The following is a 12,773-nucleotide window of genomic DNA, read 5'->3' as shown; positions in this document are numbered from 1 at the left end:
ACTGTACCGTGTCTGTCGGCGACAAGACCGGCACGCTATCCCGGCGTCCTCGGAAAAAAGGGGGGGGCGTCGGCATGGAACGCGCGTCACACGGCTGGCTGAGCGGTATGGCCGGCGTTATCATCTTTGCAGGTTCGCTGCCGGCAACGCGGGCGGCGCTACAGGGGTTCGACCCCATCTTCCTGACATCGGCCCGGGCCGTCATCGCGGCGGGCTGTGCCGGTTTGCTGCTGGCGGGCATGCGGCAGGCGCGGCCGGACCGGGCTATGCTCCTGCCGCTGGCAATCGTTGCAGGCGGCGTTGTTTTGGGCTTTCCGCTACTGACGGCCATCGCCCTGCAATGGGTGAGCGCGGCCCATTCCATCGTTTTTGTCGGCCTCCTGCCCCTGGCGACGGCCGGCTTTGCCGTCCTGCGGGCGGGCGAGCGGCCGCGGGCCGGCTTCTGGGTCTTCTCCACCCTCGGAAGCCTCTGCGTTGCAGGCTTTGCCTTGCGTGCGGGCGTGACGGTGTCTCCCCTAGCGGACCTCTCCATGCTGGCGGCCGTGCTCCTGTGCGGGCTCGGCTATGCGGAGGGCGGCAGACTGTCCCGGAGTCTTGGCGGATGGCAGGTCATTTCATGGGCGCTCATTCTGGCTGCGCCGGTCATGCTGGTGCTGGCGCTCGCCACACGGCCGCAGGATTGGGGCGCCATCAGCGGCGCGAGCTGGGTTGCCCTCGGCTATGTGTCGCTCTTCAGCATGCTGATCGGCTTCGTCTTCTGGTATCGCGGGCTGGCGCTGGGCGGCATCGCGCGGATCGGCCAGCTCCAGCTCTTGCAGCCCTTCATCGGGCTAGCCCTGGCGGGCCTCTTCCTGGGCGAGCGGATCGACCCCGCCATGCTCTTCGCGACCTCAGGCGTCGTCCTGTGCGTGGCCGGCGCGCGATGGGCGGCGCCCCGCCGGTCCTTATGCCGCCGCATGAAGGCGCTCGATCACGCCGCTCATGATCCGCGCCGGGCTGTCCAGATCCGGCAGGCTGTCTCCCACCGACCGGGCACCATCCGACAAAGCGTGGAACAGGACCGGATCAACAAGCAGCCGCCGCAGATTGGCCGCGAAGGCGGCCACATCGTCGACCGGGCCGAGCAGGCCGGCACCGGACGGCACCGTGTCCGGAACAGCGCCCGTATGGCAGGCGACGACCGGCAGGCCGTTGCGCAGCGCCTCGGCAAAGGCCATGCCGTAGCCCTCATAGCGGCTGGCCAAGGCAAAGAGGGTCGCCTGCGCATAAAGGCTGGCCAGTTCACCATCACTGACAAGGCCGGCGAAGCGGACCCGGCCGCTGAGCCCCAGATCCGCCGCCAGTCGCTTCAGCCCATCGGCCACACCGGCATCATGCACCTTGCCGACGATGACCCCCTGCCAGGGCAGATCGGTGATCGTGGAGAGCGCCTGCAACAGGACATCGTGGCCTTTGCGCTCCGCCATGAGCCCGACCGACAGGATGAGTGGCGGCTCCGCTTTGGCGGCCACCGGGGCCGGCACCGGGGGGAAGCCCGGTATCGCCACGGTGATCCGCGCGGGCGCGACGGCGAACCGGTCCTGCAAGAGACGCGCCGTGTGCGCGCTCGTACAGACGACATGGTCCGCACGCTGAAGATTCTCGGCCTCCGTCGCCAGAAGCGTCTCCGCCAGCTTTGGCGCAAGGCCCGTTTCGAGCCCGAGCGGGTGATGGAGCATGGCGATGACCGGCGCCTGCACCTGGCGCAGCCCCGCCGGATCGACGGCGCCGAAGACAAGGCCGTCGACGATCAGCGGCATGTCGGGCGGGACCTTGCGCATGGCTTCCACAGCCTCGACCATGGCGCGCGCATCCGGCGTGGGAAAGCCGGCCGACAGGACGATATGGTCCACCGCATGGCCAAGCTTGCGCAGGCCCATGAGCAGCCGGTGCTCGTAGATGTACCCGCCGGTCTTCTGCTCCAGTTCACCGGGGATCGCAAAGGCGGCGGCGGCAGGCATGGCAGTCTCCCTCGTCCATTCATGCAGTCAGTTGTTCCGGTGCATAGCGGCGCAGGACGATCGCTTCGGCCTGGCCGACCAGCGCGTAGAGAATGCCGGAGGTTGCCGTGAGCACCACGGTGGCGCTCCACAACATGGCATAGCCCGATGTGGAGGCCGTCGTGGCGATGAGGCCACCCATGCCGCGCCCGGTCGCCAGCCATTCGGCAGTCGTCGCCGCCAGGATGGCCGCGGGCACCAGCATGCGCGCCGCCGCGAAGAAGGCCGGCAGCATAGCGGGCAGACGCCCCAGGATCAGCGCGTCCCACCGGCGCGCGGCATAGATGCGCATGAGGTCCCCGGCCTGGCCGGGAAGCTGCCGCATGCCGCGCAGGGACGCGACGAGCGCCGGGAAGAAGACCATGATGGCAACGATGGCCGTCGTGGACGCGCCGCCACGGCCGAGCATCAGGACGATGAGCGGCGCCGTGCTGACGATCGGGATGGAGCGCGCGGCGATGGCCGGCCCCATGACGACCCCTGTCAGCCGCGGCCACAGGACCACGAAAGCCGCGAGCCCGGCGCCGAGCGACAACCCGCCGAGATAGCCCGGTACGGCGACCTTGAGCGTGGCCATGAGCGCCGCGCCGAGCGTGGCGCGGTTGGCGGCAGCGTCCGGCACCGTCAACAGGAAGGCCCAGACATCCAGCGGCCGTTTGGCCGCATAGGTGCTGAGGCCGAAGGCCGCGAAACTCGCCTGCCACAGAACAAGGATGATCAGAACCGTGACGGCCGACGAAAGACCCCAGAACCGGCGCGCCAGCCGTCCGGTCTGGCCACGGCCGATCATCAGCGGCGGCGGCGTGCCGAGGCGGCGCGCCAGGAGGGATACGGCCCCATAGGCCAGGATCGACAGAATTGCGGCAATGGTGGCCACGCTCCATATGGCGGCCGTATCGATGGCGCCCATGGCGCGGATAGCCCGCAGGCCGAGCCCCTGCTCCGCGCCGGTGAACTCACCCACCATGGCGCCCAGTATGGCGGCCGGCGCGGCGATCTGCAGCCCGGCGAAAAGATAGGGCAAAGCGGCGCCCGCGCGCACATAGACGAGTTCCGCCACGGCGCCGCGGCCATAAAGACGCGTGAGGTCGAACCAGGATGTCGGCGCCGCCCGCAGCCCGACGCAGACGCACAGGAAGGTCGGGAAGGTGACGGCAAGAGCCGCCAGAGTGACCTGCGGCCCGAGCCCGGGACCGAACAGGATGCGCAGGATCGGCCCGGTCGCCACCAGCGGCAGGCAGAAGATGGCGAGCGCCAGGCCGGTCAGGACGGATCGCAGCGCCGGCACGAGCTGGCACAGGACCGCCAATGCCACTGCCGCGCCATTGCCGAACAGGAAGCCCCACCCGGCCGCCGTCAAGGTGGCCATGGTCGCCCGGCCAAGCGATGCGGCATTGGCGACGAGATAGCCGGCAATGTCCAGCGGGCCGGCCACGATAAGGCCTTGGTGGAAGCGGTGGGCGCTCCATTGCCATGCGGCAAGCGCCACCAGAATGAAGGCCGCCCACGCGGCCCCGCGCATGGATGGCCGCGCCGATGCGGCGGCCGGCGCCAGAGTGCTCATGCGACAGCGCCCACCGGCCGAGACGTGGCGTCGGCCAGAATGGCCTGCAGCGCGCTGACGGTCTGGCCGAAGCCGGGCGCGGCACGCCGCGCATCGGCATCGCCGCCGCCGATGGTGATGGGCATATCGGCGATGATCCTGGCCGGCCGCTCCGACAGGACAAGCACACGGTCTGCCAGAAGGACGGCCTCCGAGATGGAATGCGTGACGAGGATCGCCGTCGTGCCCCGGCTGCGCCAGAGCGGCGGCAACTCCCGGTTCAGCCGCATGCGGGTGATTTCGTCCACGGCCGCGAAAGGCTCATCGAGGAGCAAGAGCCCCGGCCGGGTGGCCAGGCTGCGGGCAATGGCGGCACGCTGGCGCATGCCACCCGACAGAGCGTGCGGCCGCGCCTGCGCAAAAGAATCGAGCCCGACAAGGCGGATGAGTTCGTCCACGCCGGAGGGATCGGGCGCCTGCCGAGCCAACCGGCGGGCGAGCGCCACATTGCCGCGCACGCTGCGCCACGGCAGGAGCGATGGGTCCTGGAAGGCCATGGCGATGCGGCCGGCCCGCGCGGCCTGCACCGGCGAAAGGCCTCCGATCGACACCTCCCCGGAGCTTCCATCCTCCAGCCCGGCGATCAGGCGGAGCCAACTCGACTTGCCGCATCCCGACGGGCCGAGGATCGCCGTCGTGTGCCCGGCCTGAAACGTCGCCGTCAGCGGGGTCAGCACGTCGAGCCAGCCCGCGCCGTTGCGGTAGCGCAGGGATAGGTCGGTACAGGTGATCTCGGGCGGCGGCGGAACCTCAGCGCCCATGCGCTTCCTCGATCAGGCTGCGGTTCCACAATTGCGGCGTGGCGCTTTTGCCGATCAGGGCCAACGTCTCCACATTGGCCGCCACGGACGCGTCCGAGAACCAGCCGAAGCCATGGGCCTGCGTATCGGCGGAATACATCAGGGGCTTCTGGCGCTCCGCCTGAAGTTCCTGCACGGCGGGATCGAGCCCCTGATCGGCAAAGCGGTCCAGCGTCAGGCGGACCGCGGCCGGCGTGTCGGCTGCGACGGCATCCCAGCCGCGCGCTTCGCCGCGCAACAAGCCGACGAGTTCGGCGCGACGGTTGGCGATGCTGTCATCGGTGGCGATATAGGTCTGCGAATGAATGCTGTAGCCGTAATCGGCCAGGAGCATGGTGACGTTGTCGATACCCCGCACGGTCATGGCGACGGGAAGGTCCGTCTCCCAGCACAGAAGGCAGTCCACCTGCCCGGCGATCAGCGGTGCAATGTCATATTGGGTCGGAACGATCTCGATGGATTCGATATCCACGCCGTTCAGCCGGCACAGCGCCTGGAGGACGGGCGTGTTGGCCAGCGCCATGCCGATGCGGCGCCCCTTCAGATCGGCCGGCTCGCGAACCGGCGCCGTCGCCAGGGACGCGATGGCAAAGGGGTTCTTCTGCATGGCGACGCCGATGATGCGAAACGGCGCTCCGGCAGCCACGGCATTGGCCGCGTAATCGGCGGCGGATATGCCGATCAGCGCCGTGCCCGCCGCGACAGGTGGCTCGACCGGCGCGTTCGGACCGCCGGGCATGAGCGTTACCGCCAGTCCTTCCTCCTGCCAGAAACCGCGTTCCTGCGCCACGTAGCTGCCCGCGAACTGGACCGAATGCAGCCAGGAAAGTTGCAACGCCACATCCTGCGTCTGCGCGTGAGCAAACGAATGCCGCGCCAGGGTGGCGATGCCGGCCGTTGCAGCCAGGAAATGCCGGCGGGACAGGGCGGAACGGGCGGGCACGATCATGAAAACTCCCGAACTGGACGCAGCGGCTTTACGTATTGTTGGCATTCCCGCCGATGGTTCAAGCCTAACGGGTTCAATCCTGCCGCTGCGAGGCGGCCGCCAGGAAGCGGTCACGGAACGTTTCCATCGGCCAGGACGGCGTTGCCGGGTCGAGCCCCGGCGTGAAGGACAGGCTGTGAAAAGGCGCCAGGCGCTCCGGGCTGCCGATCAGGTGTATGGGGACGTCCGGTGAGCCGATGCCGGAAATAAAGCCGGCCGGCGGGTGATCGCCCAGGATGATGACGAGCGCGCCTTGCCCGGCCCTTACCTGCCCATAGGCCAGGGCGACGCGGAGCGAATAGGCCAGCGCCGTGCCGTAGGCGCTCCGCACGCGCTCGCGATCGCGCCAGAGTTCGTCCGGCGCCGGGCCGGATGCGGCGAAGCGCTGGAAGACCGTTCCATCGCCGACCGCGCCGGGATCGAGGATGGGCGGTATGGGCGTGAAGGGCGCATGCGAGGAAATGAGCACGATCTGGCTGAGGCGCGGATGCGGCAGGCCGGCGGACAGACGCTCGACGGCCTGCAGGGTGAACTGGTCCGGCATTGTCACCCAGTTGAAGGCCGGCCCGCGATAGGAGAAGCCGTCGGCGGCAATGATGGTGTCGAAGCCGAGCCTGTCGCCCTCCGGCCAGTCCATCGTGATGGCCGGCATGAAAGCGGCGGTGTGGTAGCCTGCATCGCGGGCGATCTGGAACAGCGTCGGCCGCGCGCTCGCCAGAAGCCGCCTGTAGCGCAACTGATCGGGCACAGGCACACCAGCGGCAAAGGTGGCATGGGCCAGCCAGCTCTGCCCGCCGGCCACCGGCGCCGCTAGCCAGCCTGACAGGCTGGACAGCCCGGCGGCCCGCAGGGACGCCTCCGCCGCCCGGCGCAATGGCGTATGCTCCGCCGCATAGAGCGGGACCTCGAAGCTCGCCCGCCCGTAGGATTCCACAAAGATGATCTCGATATCCGCGCCCTGAAGGGCTGACAGATCGGCATGGCGCGGCGCCGGCTGGGCCAGATCGCGGTCGAACTGCGACAGGGTGGCTGCAAATTGCGCCGTGTCTTGCGCGCGGGCCAGGAGGGCGCGGTAATTTCCAGGCAGGATCGCAAGGGCAGCGGCGATAAGGGCGAGAGGCACGGCGCGGCGGTGCGGCAGGCCTTGCAACAGGCTTTGCAGGTGGCCAAGCAGCCAGCGCAGCAGGATGAAGACCGCCAGCGGAACGGCGATGAAGAGAAGCTCGATCAGACGGCGCGGCAGTCCGAGCGTGCCGGCCAGAAGATTTGCGGCCGCGCCGGGCAGTTCCCTATCGGCCAGGATGTTGAAGCTCCGCCCATAGGCCGCCATCGTTGCCATATCGGCGAGTTTCAGGACGAGAAGCCCCGTCAGGAACAGGGCGGCCAGCGCGGGCGGAAAGCCGGCCGGCCCCCGCATGGGAATGGCGATGAGGAACGGGATGACAAGCGCCTCCGGTGGCATCCACCGCCAGGATGCGCCAAGGCCGGGCAAGGCGAAGATGCACCAGCATGCCAGGAGCGCGGCAGCCGGTGCGATGTGGCGTAGGCCTTGCGTCAACGGCACAGGAAGAGGATGTCCCGCCCGAACGACCAGGCAAGGCACGCCAGGGCGAAGAGTGCCAGCATGTCGGAGCTTGCCGGCCCCGTCAGCGGACTGACGATCAGGAGCAGGGCCACGATCTGGATGACGCAGACCAGCTTGCGCCCCATGCGCTCCGGCAATGGACCCGACAGGCGCGGATAGATGCGGCCAAGCACCCAGAAGCCATAGCGAGGCAGTCCGAGAGCCAGGACCAGCACGCCCCCGCTGCCGCTCCGGAAAGCGACCAGCGCCAGCAGGAGCGCAAGCAGACTGTCGGTTTCCATGTCGAAGCGGGCCCCGAACCGGGAAACGAGCCCGCTCCTGCGGGCAAGCTGCCCATCGACGCCGTCGAGGAAGAGGCAAAGGACCGCAATGGACGTAACGGCCCACAGGACCGCAGCGTCCGGCATGACGACGAGCGCTGCCGACAGACTCGCCGTCAGCGCAGCCCGCCCCTGCGTGACAAGGTTGGCTGGGCCGAGCCTGTCATAGGGATAGCCGCGCGACAGGCCCGCCACCGCCAGACCGGTGACGGCAAGCTGAAGGGTTAGGGCCACCGCAAGGCCGGCGGCCGGCCGTTCCGGCGCCAGGTGGGGCGCCAGCAGCAGGACAGCGACTGAGAGCGGCAGGCCCGTCAGGCCAAGGCGCATGGCAGGCGTCACACCGGCTGCGGTCACATCATGCCTCCCCAAGTGCGCCTGCAACGCTCCGGCGCCCATGCCGGCACAGGACAGACAAGGCGGGCGCCTCTGTCAAGCGCATGGCCTTGACGAGCGCAACCAAAGGTTCACTCTGGCGGGACAACGGATCGGGGGTATCGCATGGCAGTGCTTCCACAGTCCTACCGGCCGACCGCCCGCATTCTCCACTGGGTGGTGGCGGTCGCGGTCTTTGCCATGGTCCCGGCGGGCCTTGTCATGACGGGATCGAACATCGGCCGCCCGCTTCAGGATGCGCTGTTCCTGTTCCACAAGAACACCGGCGTCCTCCTGCTTCTGTTGGTCCTGGCACGGCTGGCCTATCGTGCGCGGCATCCCGCGCCGCCGCTGCCGGCCGGCATGCCGGCATGGCAGGCGGCGCTTGCCATCGGCAATCACGCCGCGCTCTACACGCTGCTTCTCGTCATGATCCTGACCGGCTATGTCAGCGTGCGGGCGGGCGGATACCCGGTGGAGCTTCTGGACGCGATCGGCCTGCCACCGCTGGTCCCCCGCTCCGACGCCCTGGCCAACCTCGCCTCTGGCCTGCATGACAGCGCCAAGACCGTGCTGATCGTCTTCATTGCGCTGCATGTCGCCGCCGCGCTCTATCACGGTATCGTGCGGCGGGACGGGGTCCTGTGGCGCATGCGCCCCTGGTAGGGCGGTTCAGGGCCTGGCAGCCTCCAGCGTGCCGGCCGTGGAATCCACCGCGGCGTCGAACTGATCGCCGAGGTTGCGGCGGGTCGTCGGATCCACGACGGCGATCGGCAGGCTGATAGCTGCGGAGGCGGTCTGCCCGACGGCCTGTGTCGCGCCGATGGCGACAGCGCCGATCGCCTCGCCCACGCCGACATGGGAATCGGTGACCGTCTGGCCGTTGATCAGCCGCCGGCCGATGAGCTGGACGACTTCGGGGCTCTCCGCAAAGCGCGAATGGTTCAGATAGTCCGAGCCACCCTGCCCCGTCAGGTCGACGACGTCGATCCCCGCTTTCTCGAACTCCGACTTGTAGGGCTCTTCCGCAGGATTGACCGCACCCAGGCGGCTGTTGCCGGCCAGGATGCGGCTGACCGCGAGCGCCTTGTCGTCAGTGGAGACGAAGATGGTGAAATGCGGCTTGCGTTCCCCGAACTGGATCCACTGCTGGCGGAACACGTCGATATCGATATCGGGCGAGGCCAGGATGACATTGTGGATCTTGGCAGCGATACGCCCGTCGCGGATGGCCATCTGCCGGAGGGATTCGACGGCGAGCCAGGTGCCCATGGAATGGGCCATCACGGTGACCTCCCGGACGCGCGGATCCTTCGCCACTTCGCGGAACAGGGTTTCCAAAGCATCGCGGGAATAGTTGGTGCTTTCCTTGTCGTAATTATAGCCGAAGACGCTGGCGCGGGAGGGCCAGGTGAAGAGGATCGGCGTCACATCCGCCCCGGAATCATGGACGATCTGCGCGAAGCGGTAGACGGAATCCTCGAAGCGGTTGTTGAAGCCGTGTACGAAGATCAGGACGTTGCGGCTGGGTGTCAGGTTCTCGTTCAGCCAGGTGCGGCTCTGGTGCGCCGACATGGGGTTTGCCAGGAGGGTGGTGAAGTCCCGCGCCGGATTTGGCGGCAGGCGTTTGGGCCACTGGACCTCGCCGATCTTACGGTTGGCATCCGGCGGGATAGAGATTTCCATATCCAGGAGCGACAGGTTAGGCCCGCGCTCTCCGCCATACAGGAATGCGGGGTCGTCCACGGCTTGGCGTGTCGTCGCCACGAGCATGTCGATACGGCTGGCGCCGAAGGCGGCGGGATCGACGCGCAGCGGCGTCAGAACGCCTTGCGGTCCGCCGGCGCAACCCGCCAGGACCAACAGGCCAAGTGTCAGAACCTGCGCCCGAACGAGGACACGCCTGGCTGTACTGCGCATGCTTTCCCCCAAACGATCACCCCACGCCCCCCGGATCCGGCGCGTCGAAGGCGATGACGGCGCGTGTTCCCCGCGGCATCGCCTCGTAAACGAGCTCGCTGTCCAGGCTGCGGGACAGCGCCGTCACGATTTTGGCCCCCAGGCCCGTCCCTTTGATCGGGCCAGCGCCGCGCCATCCGATACCATCATCCTCTACCGAGAGTTCCGTTCTTTGGCCAGCCAAACGAACCAGATTGACGCGGATTTCCCCCTTCTCCGCCGGGTAGGCATATTTGATGGCATTGGTGACGAGTTCGGTGGCGATGACGCCGATCGCGACGGCCTTGTCGGGCGAAACCTGCATCGGTTCGGCCGCCAGCCGGATATGTGGAACGGTGCTGCCATCGGCCATGGACCGGGCCAGGTCGTGGACCAAGGTGCCGAGATAGGCGTCCAGATCGACCTGTCGCACATCGGCGCTCGTATAGAGGCTGCGGTGCAGATTGGCGACTGCGGTGATGCGGGCCTGAACCTCCGACAGGGCTTCGCGCACGGCAGGGTCACTTGCATCATGGCTCTGCATGCGCACGAGCGAGCCCACGAGCGCCAGGCTGTTGGCGACACGGTGGTTCACTTCCGCCAGCATGGCCTCGGCCCGGTCGCGCGCTTCGCGGACGGCCTCGTCGGCCTGTTCCTTGGCACGGCGCAGGCGCGCCTTTTCGACGGAGGCGCGAACGGCGGCGGCCAGAAGCACGTCGAACTCGCTCCCCACCGTCTTCACAACATAATCGACAGCCCCGGCCTTCAGCGCATCCACGGCGATCGACAGTTCCGTCGAAGCCGTCACGTAGACCGCCGGCGGGGCATGCTCCATCCCCGACAGCGCCGCGAGCACGTCCATGCCGGAGCTTGTGCCGAGATCGTGATCCAGGATGACGGCGTCGTAGCTGCCCTGCGTCAACAACGCCAGGCCGGCCGTGGCATCGGGCGCGTGTACGACATCGATGCCGAGCCGCCCGAGCGCGCGCTGCGCCAGGCGCCCCGCCACCGGGTCGTCATCGATATAGAGAACACGTACCGCCGGCGTCGCCGCCGTGCCGGGAGCCGCCAGGTCACTCATTCCGTTTCGGGCACTTGCATGACCGAGAAGAACAGGCCGAGCTGGCGGATGGCGTTGGCAAAGCCCTCATAATCGACCGGCTTGGTAATGTAGACATTGGCGCCGAGATCGTAGCAGCGCTGGATCTCGCGGCTGTCGTCGGTCGTCGTCAGCACGATGACGGGCGAGCGCTTCAGATGGGTGTTCGCCTTGACGCGCTCCAATATGTCCACGCCGCCCATATCGGGCAGGTTGAGGTCCAGGAGGATAAGGAGATGCCGCCCGGCGCTCACCTCGCCCGAGCCGTCGTCTCCGAACAGGAAGGCCAGCGCCTCCGTGCCGTTCGCAAAGGGGATGATCTCGTTGTTGACGCCCGCGCGGCGGATGTTCTTCTCGATCAGGCGGGCGTGCCCCTCATCATCCTCGATCATGACGATCTGGACGGGCTTGGCGTTGGTCATGCGCTTTCGATGCTCCGCTTCACGGTTCTGATATCTGCCGGAAGAGAGATGGTGAAGGTCGAGCCCACTCCCAACTCCGACGCGACGTTGATGTCTCCGCCCAGATTGCGGGCCAGCGTGCGCACATGCGCCAGCCCGATGCCCTCGCCCGGCCTATCCTGTTTGCCCGAGCGGCGGAAGAGTTCGAACACCCGTTCATGGTCGGTGGACGCGATGCCGCGGCCATTGTCTTCCACCTCGATGACGACGCGGCCGAAAGCATCCTGCCGCGTGCGCACGACGACGCGCAGCGGCCGGCCCGGATTGCGATACTTGATCGCGTTGTCGAGGAGGTTGCCGAGCATCTGGTCGAGCGACAGGCGGTCCGTCACGATGCTGCCGGCGCGCAGCTCGGTCACGATCTCCCCGCCATCTTCCACGGTCTGGTGATGGACGGCGCCCGTCGCCGTTTCCACAACCTCCGCAAGATCGACCCGCTCGGGCTTCAGCGTCCGCCGCCCCTCGCGCGAGATGCGCAGGATGGCATTGATGAGCCCATCCATCTTGCGGGTCGAGGAGCGGATGAAGGTGATGGCCTCCGGCACATCCTCGCGCATGGCCAGATCGGCGGCCTCCTTGAGCCGCGGATCGGCATCGGGCAGCTTTTCGAGGTAAGTGCGGACGGGTTCGAACGTGGCCTCGAGCTCGCTCGTAAAGCCCATGATGTTCACCAGCGGCGCGCGCAGATCGTGCGTGACGATATAGGCGAAGCGCTGGATCTCTTCATTGGCCTTCATCAGATCCTGGGTCCGCTCCTGCACCCGCGCTTCCAGGGCCGAATTGGCCGCCTCCACCTCGCTGCGGGCATCGACGATCTCCCGCGTGTAGCGCAGGATGATCACGGCTGCGGCAACTGCCATGGCAAGCAGCGCCAGCGCACCGAAGATCGTCGTATTGCGCAGCCAGGCGCCGATCCGCTCCTGATCGGCAATGGCGATCTGAAGTTCCGCCTCGCTTGTGGAAAGGGTACGGTTCAGCTTTTCGCGGATCTGCGTCATCAACGCCAGTCCGGTGCCGGAACGCAGGGTTTCGAGCGCGGTTTGCGTGTTGCCGGCATCGACCTCACGCACCGTATCTTCCAGCTCGGCGATCTTGGTTTCGACCCCCTGCTTCAGTTCCGCAAAATCCAGCGGCGTTCCGGTCACGTTGCGCTGGGCCTGCTCCAGCCGCTCCAGCATTGTTTCCAGGCGGCCCAACGCCAGGCGATACGGGGCAAGGTAGCGCTCGTCCTGCGTCAGAAGGTATCCCCGCTGGCCCGATTCGGCCTCCGTCAGAACACTCATCAGATCCGCGGCGGAGCTGCGCAACTCCCGCGTGGCGACGACGCGGTCGAAATTGGCCGATGTGCGCTCCGTCAGATAGAGCGAGCACGCCACGATCACGACCAGGAGGATGAGACCGGCCGCCAGGAAGGCGGAGGTGCGCAGGTAGAATTGTCGCTGGCTGATGGGCATGAAACGCTCGACCACGAAGATTTCGTGCATCTTTGCCGCACCCGTGCGCAAAGTACAATTGCGCAAACAAAGACATGCACAACTGACGTTATCCGTATCCTTAGCCACCCCACG

11 protein-coding genes and 1 pseudogene are annotated in these 12,773 nt (G+C 67.5%); 2 read left to right on the top strand and 10 right to left on the bottom strand.

Annotated elements, in window-relative coordinates; genetic code table 11:
• Positions 1-74: 74 nt before the first annotated feature.
• Positions 75-923, top strand: a pseudogene (locus tag AUL30_RS19145) (DMT family transporter); the annotation flags it as partial.
• A gap of 21 nt (positions 924-944) precedes the next feature.
• On the opposite strand, the gene AUL30_RS00245 reads toward AUL30_RS19145, so the two are convergent.
• From AUL30_RS00245 to AUL30_RS00220, 6 genes are all read right to left on the bottom strand, one after another.
• Positions 945-2,000: a glycosyltransferase family 4 protein gene (locus tag AUL30_RS00245; protein ID WP_062225636.1), complete on the bottom strand. Its 1,056-nt coding sequence runs from the start codon at positions 1,998-2,000 to the stop codon at positions 945-947.
• 19 nt (positions 2,001-2,019) lie between these two features.
• Positions 2,020-3,603 (bottom strand): ABC transporter permease, encoded by a 1,584-nt coding sequence (locus AUL30_RS00240; RefSeq protein WP_202814465.1) that lies wholly within the window; start codon positions 3,601-3,603, stop codon positions 2,020-2,022.
• The gene (locus AUL30_RS00235; RefSeq protein WP_062225634.1) at positions 3,600-4,403 is read right to left on the bottom strand and encodes an ABC transporter ATP-binding protein; all 804 of its coding nucleotides are present in this window, start codon (positions 4,401-4,403) and stop codon (positions 3,600-3,602) included. The genes AUL30_RS00240 and AUL30_RS00235 overlap by 4 nt, the downstream gene beginning before the upstream one ends.
• Positions 4,393-5,391, bottom strand: coding sequence for an ABC transporter substrate-binding protein (locus AUL30_RS00230; RefSeq protein ID WP_083507568.1), 999 nt, complete (start codon positions 5,389-5,391; stop codon positions 4,393-4,395). The genes AUL30_RS00235 and AUL30_RS00230 overlap by 11 nt, the downstream gene beginning before the upstream one ends.
• A gap of 73 nt (positions 5,392-5,464) precedes the next feature.
• Positions 5,465-6,994 (bottom strand): sulfatase-like hydrolase/transferase, encoded by a 1,530-nt coding sequence (locus AUL30_RS00225; protein WP_157069782.1) that lies wholly within the window; start codon positions 6,992-6,994, stop codon positions 5,465-5,467.
• On the bottom strand, positions 6,985-7,689 hold the full coding sequence (locus AUL30_RS00220; RefSeq protein WP_192842981.1) for a CDP-alcohol phosphatidyltransferase family protein: 705 nt from the start codon (positions 7,687-7,689) through the stop codon (positions 6,985-6,987). The genes AUL30_RS00225 and AUL30_RS00220 overlap by 10 nt, the downstream gene beginning before the upstream one ends.
• Positions 7,690-7,833: 144 nt before the next feature.
• Here AUL30_RS00220 and AUL30_RS00215 point away from each other — a divergent pair, with 144 nt between their 5' ends.
• A complete protein-coding gene (locus AUL30_RS00215) occupies positions 7,834-8,373 on the top strand; it encodes a cytochrome b (RefSeq protein WP_062225622.1) in 540 nt (179 codons plus the stop codon).
• Positions 8,374-8,379: 6 nt separating this feature from the next.
• Here AUL30_RS00215 and AUL30_RS00210 read toward each other — a convergent pair whose 3' ends face one another.
• The 4 genes from AUL30_RS00210 to AUL30_RS00195 are packed head-to-tail and all read right to left on the bottom strand — an operon-like array spanning position 8,380 to position 12,689.
• Complete coding sequence (locus AUL30_RS00210) at positions 8,380-9,627, bottom strand: alpha/beta hydrolase (RefSeq protein WP_062225620.1); 1,248 nt, start codon at positions 9,625-9,627, stop codon at positions 8,380-8,382.
• A 16-nt stretch (positions 9,628-9,643) separates the two neighbouring features.
• Positions 9,644-10,726 carry a sensor histidine kinase gene (locus tag AUL30_RS00205; protein WP_062225617.1) on the bottom strand — a complete coding sequence of 361 codons (1,083 nt, stop codon included), beginning with the start codon at positions 10,724-10,726 and terminating at the stop codon, positions 9,644-9,646.
• Positions 10,723-11,166, bottom strand: coding sequence for a response regulator (locus AUL30_RS00200; RefSeq protein WP_062225614.1), 444 nt, complete (start codon positions 11,164-11,166; stop codon positions 10,723-10,725). Before AUL30_RS00200 ends, AUL30_RS00205 begins: the two co-directional genes overlap by 4 nt.
• Positions 11,163-12,689, bottom strand: a complete 1,527-nt coding sequence (locus AUL30_RS00195) for a sensor histidine kinase (protein WP_244490662.1) — start codon at positions 12,687-12,689, stop codon at positions 11,163-11,165. Before AUL30_RS00195 ends, AUL30_RS00200 begins: the two co-directional genes overlap by 4 nt.
• Positions 12,690-12,773: the final 84 nt, after the last annotated feature.

Source organism: Aureimonas frigidaquae (assembly GCF_001463905.1).
Taxonomy (GTDB): Bacteria; Pseudomonadota; Alphaproteobacteria; order Rhizobiales; family Rhizobiaceae; genus Aureimonas; species Aureimonas frigidaquae.
This window is presented reverse-complemented; position numbering and strand designations above follow the sequence as displayed.

Coding starts and splice junctions, on each gene's coding strand:
- AUL30_RS00210 (WP_062225620.1), bottom strand. CDS start 9,627: ATGCGCAGTACAGCCAGGCGTGTCCTCGTTCGGGCGCAGGTTCTGACA.
- AUL30_RS00200 (WP_062225614.1), bottom strand. CDS start 11,166: ATGACCAACGCCAAGCCCGTCCAGATCGTCATGATCGAGGATGATGAG.
- AUL30_RS00230 (WP_083507568.1), bottom strand. CDS start 5,391: ATGATCGTGCCCGCCCGTTCCGCCCTGTCCCGCCGGCATTTCCTGGCT.
- AUL30_RS00205 (WP_062225617.1), bottom strand. CDS start 10,726: ATGAGTGACCTGGCGGCTCCCGGCACGGCGGCGACGCCGGCGGTACGT.
- AUL30_RS00240 (WP_202814465.1), bottom strand. CDS start 3,603: ATGAGCACTCTGGCGCCGGCCGCCGCATCGGCGCGGCCATCCATGCGC.
- AUL30_RS00235 (WP_062225634.1), bottom strand. CDS start 4,403: ATGGGCGCTGAGGTTCCGCCGCCGCCCGAGATCACCTGTACCGACCTA.
- AUL30_RS00215 (WP_062225622.1), top strand. CDS start 7,834: ATGGCAGTGCTTCCACAGTCCTACCGGCCGACCGCCCGCATTCTCCAC.
- AUL30_RS00195 (WP_244490662.1), bottom strand. CDS start 12,689: ATGCACGAAATCTTCGTGGTCGAGCGTTTCATGCCCATCAGCCAGCGA.
- AUL30_RS00245 (WP_062225636.1), bottom strand. CDS start 2,000: ATGCCTGCCGCCGCCGCCTTTGCGATCCCCGGTGAACTGGAGCAGAAG.